Consider the following 11,711-nt stretch of genomic DNA (forward strand, 5'->3'; position numbering starts at 1 on the left):
AAAACCGGAGGACGTAACTATGAAAACCGCTTATTATTCTTGTGAAGAACATATCGAAACCGTGCTGGACATGTACATAGATGATCATGAGCTTCCGCCCGAAATCAGAAAAATCGAACATACTAACAGTTTATCCACAGCCTGTGAATTATGTGGGGACACTGCAACATATCTAGTAGGGAACGAATGATCTTACACAAAATACAGAAAAGATATCCACAATTGTGGACAATATATATGAATAACTTGTTTCTAAAGTGGGGATGACCTGTGAATATCAATATTGTGACCATCGGAAAACTAAAAGAAAAATACCTCAAGCAAGGCATTGAAGAATACAAAAAACGACTCTCAGCCTACGCAAAAATCGACATCATTGAACTCCCGGACGAAAAAGCCCCGGAAAACCTGAGCGACCAAGACATGAAAATCGTCAAAGACAAAGAAGGCGAACGCATCCTGGCTAAAATCAGCCCGGACACCCACGTCATCGCCCTCGCCATCGAAGGAAAAATGAAAACATCCGAAGAACTGGCCGATACAATAGATAAGCTGGCGACATATGGAAAAAGCAAAATCACCTTCATCATCGGCGGCTCACTAGGACTGAGTGACGCCGTCATGAAACGGGCAGACGAGAAACTGTCATTTTCGAAAATGACATTTCCTCATCAGCTGATGCGTCTGATTTTAGTGGAGCAGATTTATCGGGCTTTTCGAATTAATCGTGGGGAGCCTTATCATAAGTGATGGAAAGATGAAAACGAGATAACTATAAAAATGAGTAAGATTAAAAAGTTTGTTTAAATAAAAGATAAGTAATAAGAAAATCATAATAGCATTACAGTTTGTGAAACTTTTGTAAATCCTAATAATAAATAGGGGTGCAATCTCCCACGAGTAATTGGATTGTAAGGAAGTTTGAATAAAAAGAATTATGATTCTTTGAATCCTCAATTAGATATGATTTAGGTTTAAGATGTATGCATTTAAATCAACACACACTAATAGTTCAGGGTGACTATTAAGAAAATGAATTATCAATTATTCTATCTCTAGATAATAAACGAGGTGGTGAAGTCTTGGGAAAGGCAGATGTAAAGAATGTAAATTGGTTTGTTAGAATCTTACTAATTATATTCATACTTTATTTATTATCAATTATTACAGCAGGGTTTTTGATGGGAACACCTACATACAACTTAACACCGGAAAATATAACACTATTTGTACTAATAACAATACTAATCCTATCTGAATCCTTCGACAACTTAAACATGGGTAAATACTTATCGCTTTCAAGGGAAATTAAGCAAAAAAAAGAAGAAGTACTAGAAGCTAAGCAGGAAAATGCTGATTTAAGAGAACATATTATTAAAATGACCATGTTAATTAATCAAAATCAACATCAAACTAATAATACAATAAATGGAGTAACACCTGAATTACTTCATATGTTAGGCGTAATAAAAGCAGATGAAGACAAGGTACTCGAAAGTGATAATGGTGCTTCGAAACTAAGTGATATGACACCAACAGAGTTACCAAGCTCTACAACTGTTACAGAATCAGAATTTAACAAAAGGGATTTTCATAAATTCACTAAAAAGGAATCAATAGAGCTATACCTTAAAAAGCATAACATCCCTGAAATAAACATTATAAGAGAAGTACAATTTACACCTGCCTTTCAAGGTTTAGACCCTATTATGGAACGTAAAATTGTTTTTGATGCTTACCTTAAAACAGACATTAAAGAATTTTTCTTTGAAGTTTTATTAACAATAAGTCCAATAACATTATATCGAGTATATGTACAGTTATCAAAAATTAATTACTATAGTCAAGCTAAGCATGTAAAAGCCCAAATGATTTTATTAATTCCGGAATTCCCCACAGAATATGAAAGACGCCAATATTTCCGTCCGGAGCGTATCATAGAGGCCTTTCAACCAGCAATCTCGAATGATTTAATAAGGATTGAAATTATTCAGTTTAGATTAGAAGATATAGAGAGGTGGAAGAAAGAACTTAATAATTAATGAATTTGAACTGGTTAACGGGTTCTTTATATCCTTGTTAAGGGCTTACTTAAATTAACACGAGCAAAATACTCTTCAGCAAAAGTTAAAAGTAGAGTTTTATTTTATAATAGTCCCGTATTGAATTGATATAATAACAATTTGATTTATAGTTCAGAAAAAATCCGAAAAAAGATATTAGATGAAGATTACGAGGGCAATATGTTACTTTATATGTTAACGATGGGTAATATAGTTAAAAGTTACATTTTTAAAAAGAGTTAATTTTATGATTTTAGTGAAATGCTTATCCTTATATATATGATATTAGTAGAAAAGAATGTTTATATACGTAAATTATATTATTATCAGGTACAGAAAGTAATCTGGAATTATAAAGTTTACCACCTAACAGTGTTGATAGATTTAAAAATATATATCAAATAGCCTGGGTAAACCATTGATACCCGCAATATATAATTTTGCTATTGAAGTAGTGTATAACGAAGACAATTAAAGCGTAAAATCTAGGAAAATGACAATGAAGATAGGAGTAATAAATAGACTTTAAATAGGAGGGAAATATGAGTCTTTTAGATGCACATAAAGGGTATGAATATCAAGATTTATTTTCAGCCTTTCATATTGCTAAAATGTTGCTGTCAGATGAAAATGCAGTTTTCAAAATTGATCAAAAAGAATCGTCTAATGATAAATTTGATGACTTAACAATTATTACTAACAACTCTATTATTAAGCGACAATTTAAATACAGTGAAAGCAAAGTGTTAGAGAAAGCAGACCTATCTTCAGCGAATTACGATTTAGCCCTAGATGAACTGTTTAACTCGTGGAAGGAATTAACTCAAGACAAGACAATTGATATAAGATTATGTTTAGCGTGGGAGTATGCCGAGAATACACAAGAACTGAACTTCTTAATAGAACAGGATATACAAAATTACTATCAGTCCGATGATGTTAAAGTATTGAAAATTAATCTAGAAAGTATCTGGCCATCGGGAGGCAGTCCAATTTCTTCTTGGAGGCGATTAAGAAACAAAGTCTCAGAGATTGATAGAGATGAGTTTGCGCAATTTATTAATGACTTGAATATAGAGGTAAACCTCCCAAAATCAAGTATGGATCTCGCAAATCCTGGTCAATTAGAGAGCTTACTATTAAAAAATCTTCGGCTTTTTGGGGTAGGTAAGTTTCCTAATGCTAAGAAATCAGTTGTAGATGTTGCCATGCACCTAATGCACATCATTAAAGGGGCACGTGCAAGAGGAGAAGTTATAGAACTCTCAAAAGTAGTTTTTGACCTTGGTCTAATGAAGAGTTACGGTAATATTGAACAAGAATTTATAATTGACAGGGATATTAACATACTTAATCTAACAAAGTACAATGAATTCAAAGAATTTTTATTGGTACAAAACAAAGTAAGTTTGTTAGGTGCGCCCGGCTCTGGAAAGTCGTGGTTCATTCAAAACTTTATTGAATTTCTTAAGGAGCATAATATTAATGTTGTCCAACATTATTGCTACACTGGAATAGACGATTTGTATGAGCAAGAAAGAATAACAATCAATGTCTTTCTGGCAAACTTGATAAATGACATTATAAAATCATTTCCGTACTTAGAGGCATATAAAACATCAAAATATGGCGTTGATTTTGAAGAACTACAACTTTTGATTAATCATATACAAGAAGATGTAGTTCTAGTAGTAGACGGCTTAGACCACATTGGTAGAATATATAGTTTTCATAAAGAAGTAATGAGAAAAATGGATACTGAGATAGTGGAAGTGATTTCGCGTTTAGATTTTCCTGAGAATGTAAAGGTAGTCATGGCTTCTCAGCCAGTTGCAGAGGTACTCGAATTATGTAAGCATGACTTTAAAGAATATACAGTGAATTCCTGGAACATTGATGAAGTGAGAGAATTTATCAGGAATAATGCAGTAATTGATGTTAGGCTTGATTATCATTGTATGCTATCAGATTTACTTTTAGTAAAAAGTTCAGGAAATCCACTATATTTAACATATTTAGTTAACGAATTATCTAACTACAGTCATGTAATGATAACACAAGAATTAGTTGAAGAATTTCCGCCTTATAACAATAATTTAGAAAATTATTACTCATTCCTAATGACCAAACTTCCTGAAAGCCAAAGAGTACCACAAATATTAGCGGGGACTCCATTCCCACTAACAGAATCAGAACTTAAAGAAATTACATATTTGGGTGCGTATGTTACTGAGAGTTTAGAAGTGATTAGAAGCATATTATCATATAATAGTTGTTCAGGTGGTTACGTAATTTATCACGAAAGTTTTAGAAGGTATGTTTTAGATTTGTTAGAAAAGAATGAGGTTAGTGTCGATAAAGCCATTTACTCTTACTTGATAGATTGGTTAAAAGGACGAGGCTTTTATGAGGATAGAAAGTCATATCTAAATTTACTGGTACTGCTTTATGAATCTAAAAGATATGATGAAATACTTGAATATTGCAATAAAGAATTTGTAGTAAACAGTATCTATTATGGTAACAATATTTTCTCGTTAAAAAGTAATTTCGAAATCTTAATGAAGACCTCTTGTAAGGTAAAGGATTATGGTTCTGTAATTAAATGTACAGAACTGAGTAATATGATTTATAGTCTAGAATACTCGTTTGAAGAAAACTCTCAATATTATTATTGGGGGTTAGGTCTTTTAAATGGATTTGAGAATTTGAAAAATACTTTAACCTATGAGGGAAAAAATGCATTAAGGTGTAATGAAGGACTGAGAGTCTGTTATCTATGCTCTCAAAATAATGTGATACCTGACTGGGATAAGTATGTAGAATTACTTTTAGAAACAAAAAAATCTGGAAGTACTGAGCGCAAAAGTCACAGCGAGCAGTTAGAAGATTATAAATATTTTATATGTGCTTGTTTAGATACCGGTCGAAATATGGTAGATAAGTTAGAAAAAATATCTATAGAAGATGCAAATGATTACAGAAGAGTAGTCATAGTAGAATATTCGAGAAGAGGATTGATAGAAGAATTACAGGAACTTATTAGCCAAATACAAGATCAGGAAAACTGGAATAATAGTATCAATGAGTTTTTAGGTGAAAAAGTAGTTGATGAACAATACCTTGATGTTATGTTTGACAAGTTGAGACAATCAGATTCATACTCAGAAAACACTCTTAAGGCATTGAATTACTATTTTTATAATATCGATTGGATGATATTAAACTGTTCTGGTAAGTTAGCTAAGTTTATCAGCTCTATTGAAAATAAAAACTGGTATTATAACTGGCTTATCTTTGTCTATAAAATAAACTCTGTAATTAGTACTGGTGAATCCGAACCAATAGATAAAAAAAAAATAATAGAAGCATATTCTTGGTTGACAAAGGATATGGATTGCTTTAAAGGTGAACCGCGTACATGTGACCTTTATAAATATAAATCTATAATATTCGAATCAATCAAGCAACCACTGAAATATGTTACTAATGAATCTACATGGCGTGAAGTGCTTGGAATTATAGAAGAAATGTCAAGTAAAACAATGACATCACTAAGTGGGTCAACTGGGGGACCTTTGCCAACATATAAATTATTCGATTTGTTCTTAGATATTGCGAATGAGTCAAACAGCGAAGTAATATCAGACATATTTAAAAATCGAATAGAAAAAGAGGATAAGCACAGATTCTATTCCTATTTGGCAGATTACAGTTTAAAGTTTGCAATTATACTTGCAAAGAGTGGAAGGATAGATGAAGCACAAAATGAATTCAGGAGAGGTGTTGAGTATTTACTTTCTTATTCATTTAGAAAGGATCGTACACTAAGTCGCTTGATTGATAGTGTAGAAAGTATTTGTCAGATTGACAAAGATGTTGGTTTACAATGTATCTTAAGAATTAAATCTCTTGCTGATGCAGTTGTTCACCATACTGATGGAAGAGATACAAAAACTTATCAACGTGAATGGTTTGAAGTCCTAACGAATGAAAATAAAGATATTGCTTTAAATCACATTAGTCATGAATTAACGGACTTTGATAACTACTGGATTTTAGAAGAGAGTTTTGACTACCTATTAAAAATAATAGATAGTCAAATTGACCCAGTTATCGAAAACGTACTTTTCAAAACACGACCGAACAATACAGATATTGATTTTACTAGGAGCTACTTAAATAATATTGATGCCTTAGTTAGTAATGAAGAGTTATCTTTAGCAAAACAATCAATGCATGAATTGTTAAATAGATTTCCGAATGGTGTTCCCGATCATATCTATCATAAAATTAAAGAATTGTGCGAGTCTTTAAATTTGAGCGCACATATAGAAATTAAACCAGAAACAAACACGAATGAAAGTTACGAGGGTACTACTCAAAATAATACAAGGTATGAGAAGCATGTAAGGAATATCAGTTTTGATGAAATGTCATATGAGGAGTTTCTGGAATATATTGTTACTTGTGGTATTAAAGAAAACGAAGTTCAGGGTATTTACTATTACATGCAGTCTATTCAAGAGTTAACTACAGAATCTAGAATGCTTATCAGCAATTTAATAAAGCATTTATATGAAGGAATGGGTGATTATAAGAACAGGAAGAGGATGCTGAAGATTATTGATAATCTCTCAATAAATCCAAAAATTTTGGCGTACATTTATATAACGATCTATATGAATCACAAAGATGGATTGTATCAAAGATTAACTCAAACTGAGTACTTTGTTAAAGCTATTGAATTTGATAAAGAAGTCGCTGAACAATGCTTCTTTGACTATTTCTACAACAACTTTTACTCAGTTGATTATTCCTTGTCTATGGGTGATGAAATAATAAATGCATTAACGGCAATTGAATTTGATGGAGAGCAAATAATTCAGTATTGGGAATCTCTATTTGAGATAATAAACTTCAGACTATCAGGACAATATGATTATAATTGGAGAGAAATTATTAAGTCATCAAAAGATTTTACTTCTGCAGAAAAATTGATGTCTCTACTACTAACGAGATTAAAGTATGGTGAAGCTAATAGGTATAAATGGATAATCTCTGGTATGGATAAAATGTTCCAGAATCCAAAATACCGGTCATGTTTTATCAAGCCGTTCAAGTATTATTTGGAACAGTGTGAGAAGTTTATGGATTATTCACTAATAATACTTTTCTGGCTTGTATTAAAGTGGTTTAAAAGAGAAGAGTTAATTCAAAGTAACCTGATAAACGACATTTTAAATATTTATCCTACAAACAATGGAGTGATAGATTATCTAATTAGAAAAATTACCGGAAAGAAGAAAAAAAGAATATACAAGAATTATACTCACACTTATAACGGCAATGATGAAAGAACAAACTACTTTGTTAAAATATTGAAAGAAGCAGATAGTCGATTTGGTATGTTAGAAGAAAGAGGAGTTGATATCGGTAATATTGTTCAGAATTATGTTATAGAATTATTTGATGAAGTTACGAAGAAAAGGCTCCAAGACATCTTATACAACAGAACATACAGTGTCCTTGTCCCGAATGTTTATTTTTATGATATGTTAATGAAACACATGAGTAATGAGGTAGAAGCATTTATTGATCATTACACAGGCAGCCCATTTTCTGATGATATTGAAGAAGAACTATATGAAATACTAATTGATGATTTGGACTATGTTATAGCAATTGGTAATTCAATTACTCCGCGTCCATCGGATATTGAACTTCCTGCTGAAATTGAGAATTCAATTACTAATGTTGAATCTGAAGAATGGATTAGGCTTGCCTACTATGAGCGTTGGTATAGTAAAAGAGAAAGGTATAAAAGTAATTACGGTGAGAATTTAGATGCTAATATTGTCATATCAGGCTTAGGTTTTGCAGGTGACGAAGCTATAGTTCCTCTTTTAAGATTGACAAGTGAATACAAGATATTTGATGAAAATTATGAACAATGTTTATTTGAGAACCTATCGAAAGTTCCAGTAATAATAACTTCTGACCTGAAAATTCATGAGGATATGTATTTAACCTTTAGACCATATGATTATCTAGGCATTCGAGGCGACATTCTAAATGCACTTGGTATAAAAACTATAGACAAAGGTAATGGAATAAGAGGTATCAATAGTACTGGAGAGGTTGTTGTTAAATACTCTAGATGGGAAGTTTGTTTTGATGATATTGACACTGGAAGTTATCGTGTACCATATTTAACAGGTGCAGAATTAAAAGTAAAAGATAGTGTATTTAAACAAATTTGCGAGTTTTATGGTATTCCACCAAAGCGATACACTATTAAACTTATGGAAAAATAAATGTAATGCAGTTTTTCTGAAAAATGTAATCAGCCTATTCAAGATTAGATAATTTTGAATAGGTTTTTGGTTATAAGAAGCAAATTAATCTAGATATATTCTGATTATTTCTTCATGATGTTATACTCATGCTTATTTTAAAATAAAATTGTGTAATACCAAATGCAACATTATTTAGTAGTGCTGAATGAGAATGGAGAATTTTAAAAAGAGCCCAGAGAAAGTCATCCCTGACCCCCCTATCCCTCACTTCATATACCGATACTCCCGCAAACTCTCCAAAATCGCAACCTCTTGCAGCAGTTCCTCACCCACATTAGTTTCCTTCACTTTCTTCCGCTCAAGCTCTTTGTCAACTAATCGTTTCGCCGTTAAAATATCGGTTCCGGTGCTCAGAACTTCTGCTTTTGAGTTAAAGTGTTTATAAGCTGCGAGTTGTATAAGAGCGTGTAGCCGGCGATCCTAGGCTTTGGAGAAGCCGCCGTCGATGACGATCATTTTTACATTTGCTTTGATCGGATTTTCTCTTCCGCATTTTCCATACAACAGTATAAATCCCTTTGCGTCACGGAAACCTAGTGGAAAAGGTTTCTGAAAGGAGGGGGCGTATGATGAAAAGTGAAAAAATTCAAAACAAAACATCTTTGGTTTGGAAGATGGCGATTGCATCTGCTGTTTCTTGGGAAGCGGCAAAACTGGCGGGCTCTGATCACCCGTATTTAGCGCCGCTATCTGTTATCTTATGTTTGCAGCCAACGATAGATCAGTCGATTCGCTTTTCTTTTCATCGTATTGCGGGAACTGCGATTGGGATCATGTTAACGTCCTTTCTTGTCAGTCACTTGCCAATGAATGGCTGGATGCTGGGGCTGTTCCTGTTAGGCGGGACCTACATTGCAAAGTGGTTACGAATAGATGTAACGGTTTTACATCAGGTAGCGCTCACCATTTTATTGGTCTTTACCTTTGAACGAAACTCTAAAGATTATGCATTCGACCGAATCATCGATACGGTGATCGGGGTCATCATTGCCATTCTGGTTCACATGTTCCTTTTTCCGCCGGACTACACAAAAAAGGCAGCGGACTCTTTTCAAACATTGGTTCGTCAGCTTTCCGGCACACTTTCAGACCTTTCCAAATGGGTGCAATCAGAGTGGGGGCAAGGAAAAGGGAACCTTATGGCGTATAGAATGAACAATCTTCTGCAAGAGCTGCATATGACAAAAGAGATGCTGCAAACAGCCTCTGACAGCTTAAAATTCAACCCCGTCAGAAAAAAACATAAAAACATCATTTCAAGCTATCAAATAGAGATGCAAAAGTTGAACGCCGGATTTGAGTATCTATCAAATATAGTGAAAACGTTAAAAGAATGGGAAAAAGAGGGGGAGTTATCTTCAAGTGACAAAATAGAGCTGGGGAATGATTTACAAGTGTTAAGTGAATACTTTGCGGGTTTTAAAGGCATACAGCAGGGTGAAACAGACAATTGGAAACAGAAGGAACAGAGCGTGTTATTGGAATCTCTCCGTTCCGACATGCTGTCGCACCCGCCGCCCGGTCATAAGGTCTATAAAGACTCTTTTTTTTTAGAAACGAAGAAATTGCTGAAGCGTTTGTAATGTTTTCCGGAAATAAAGAATACGGATATACAGATGCAGATATGATCAGGTAAAAGCGGGGGACATGAAATGGATGATATACACGGGATTTTGGATGTCATCGCCACTTCTAAAAAAACTAAGGTACTGGCTACCATCATTAAAACAGAGGGGTCCGCTTATAAGAAAGAAGGGGCCTCCATGCTGATTTTAGGGGATAAAACAAGAGTCGGAATGTTATCCGCCGGCTGTCTGGAGGAAGACCTCGTTGAACGGTCAGAACAGGTCTGGACTGCAGGAGAGCCGGTGATTGTCCGCTTTGATATGAGCGCGGAAGACGATTTATCTTGGGGACAGGGCGTTGGCTGTAATGGTGTTTTGACGGTTTTACTTGAGCCTGTAAAAGGGGAATTGGAACGAAATCTGATGACAGTCAAGACATGCTTAGATGGAAAAAAGTCTGTGACCCGAGTGAAACGATTCACTAAAACGTTAGAGCCGAAGGAAGATCTGTATATAGCTGAAGACGGCAGCGTGTTTGGAACCGGGGATGTTATGGAACAAGGCCGTATTCAAAAACTGAGACAGACGGAAAAGGGAATCAAAAGGGATGAACATACCTCTGATTTATTTTTTATCCATCAGATGGTGCCAAAACCTTGTTTATATGTCTTCGGAGCAGGGGAAGATGCGAAGCCGTTAGTTTCGTTGGCAGCTCGTGCGGGTTTTCATGTGACGGTGATTGACTGGCGCCCGGCTTTATGTCATCACGGCCATTTTCCTGAAGCCGGCCGTTTGATTACAGGAGCACCGGAAGAAGTCATGGAAGGTCTGAGCATGACAAAAAGGGATTTTGTTGTCATTATGACGCACAGCTTTCAAAAAGATCAGATCATTTTACATACATTAAAAAACGAGAATGTGTTTTATAAAGGCGTATTAGGCCCCAGAAGGCGCACGGAGCGGCTATTAGGCGGGGCTGAGATTCCGGAAGATATTCATTCCCCTATTGGGCTTCCCATCGGGGCACAAGGCCCTCAGGAGATTGCTGTAAGTATTGTCGGCGAGATGATTAAAAAAATGCGAAAACAAAGGTCAGCTTTATGAAAACAGCAGCCATTTACCTGGCAGCCGGTACAAGCAGACGCATGGGAACGGATAAGCGAAGTTTATTTCTCAATGGCGTCTCCCTCGGAAGTATGGCTCTTAAAAATGCCTTGTTGTCTGAAGTAGATCATATTTTTGTTATTACGAGAAAGGGAGATTCACTGCATTGGCTTTCGGATTTTTTCTTTTTAGATCCCATATCAAATAAGTGGAGTCAGGCAGAATGTGAGCAAGCGGGTAAAGGCCAAGGCCATTCTATACAATGCGGTGTAAAAAAAGCGGCAGAGTACGAGGCTGACGCCGTTATCATTCTCCTTGCAGATCAGCCGTTTGTCACCGCAGATATCATCAATACGCTAATTGATTCCTATCAGAAGGAGCGCCGTTATTCATTTATCGCCGCTGAAAATCAACATCTTCCTATGCCCCCCATTTTATTCTCAAATCAATGTTTTCCGGTATTGCATCAGTTAAAGGGAGACCAGGGCGCCCGGCATGTCATCCGTGAAAGTATGATCAATACGGGAAAAATGATCAGCTTTCAAGACCCTTTGCTTTTTTATGACGTCGATACAGTTGAAGATTATACGCTGCTGCTGAATAAATTCGGGGAGTGAATG

General features: G+C 35.0%; 7 protein-coding genes and 1 pseudogene. 7 read left to right on the top strand and 1 reads right to left on the bottom strand.

Translation table 11 applies throughout. The features are described from left to right. Positions 1–19: 19 nt before the first annotated feature. The 4 genes from OQ477_RS11640 (at position 20) to OQ477_RS11655 (ending at position 8,380) form a co-directional block, all read left to right on the top strand. Positions 20–190, top strand: coding sequence for a CxxH/CxxC protein (locus tag OQ477_RS11640; RefSeq protein WP_004393147.1), 171 nt, complete (start codon positions 20–22; stop codon positions 188–190). A gap of 80 nt (positions 191–270) precedes the next feature. Next, complete coding sequence (rlmH, locus tag OQ477_RS11645; protein WP_265972539.1) at positions 271–750, top strand: 23S rRNA (pseudouridine(1915)-N(3))-methyltransferase RlmH; 480 nt, start codon at positions 271–273, stop codon at positions 748–750. Positions 751–1,082: 332 nt separating this feature from the next. Beyond that, the gene (locus tag OQ477_RS11650) at positions 1,083–2,042 is read left to right on the top strand and encodes a hypothetical protein (protein ID WP_265972540.1); all 960 of its coding nucleotides are present in this window, start codon (positions 1,083–1,085) and stop codon (positions 2,040–2,042) included. Positions 2,043–2,605: 563 nt separating this feature from the next. Next, complete coding sequence (locus OQ477_RS11655; protein WP_265972541.1) at positions 2,606–8,380, top strand: hypothetical protein; 5,775 nt, start codon at positions 2,606–2,608, stop codon at positions 8,378–8,380. A gap of 246 nt (positions 8,381–8,626) precedes the next feature. Here OQ477_RS11655 and OQ477_RS11660 read toward each other — a convergent pair. Continuing rightward, positions 8,627–8,905: pseudogene (locus OQ477_RS11660) on the bottom strand (fructose-bisphosphatase class III); the annotation flags it as partial. Positions 8,906–8,988: 83 nt separating this feature from the next. On the opposite strand from OQ477_RS11660, the gene OQ477_RS11665 reads away from it, so the two are divergent. The 3 genes from OQ477_RS11665 (at position 8,989) to OQ477_RS11675 (ending at position 11,708) form a co-directional block, all read left to right on the top strand. Continuing rightward, on the top strand, positions 8,989–10,005 hold the full coding sequence (locus OQ477_RS11665) for an FUSC family protein (RefSeq protein ID WP_265972542.1): 1,017 nt from the start codon (positions 8,989–8,991) through the stop codon (positions 10,003–10,005). Positions 10,006–10,074: 69 nt separating this feature from the next. Beyond that, complete coding sequence (locus tag OQ477_RS11670) at positions 10,075–11,091, top strand: XdhC family protein (RefSeq protein ID WP_265972543.1); 1,017 nt, start codon at positions 10,075–10,077, stop codon at positions 11,089–11,091. After that, positions 11,088–11,708, top strand: a complete 621-nt coding sequence (locus OQ477_RS11675; protein ID WP_265972544.1) for an NTP transferase domain-containing protein — start codon at positions 11,088–11,090, stop codon at positions 11,706–11,708. Before OQ477_RS11670 ends, OQ477_RS11675 begins: the two co-directional genes overlap by 4 nt. Positions 11,709–11,711 lie beyond the last annotated feature (3 nt).

This window comes from Bacillus sp. ChL18, from assembly GCF_026241425.1.
Lineage (GTDB): Bacteria > Bacillota > Bacilli > Bacillales > Bacillaceae > Bacillus > Bacillus velezensis.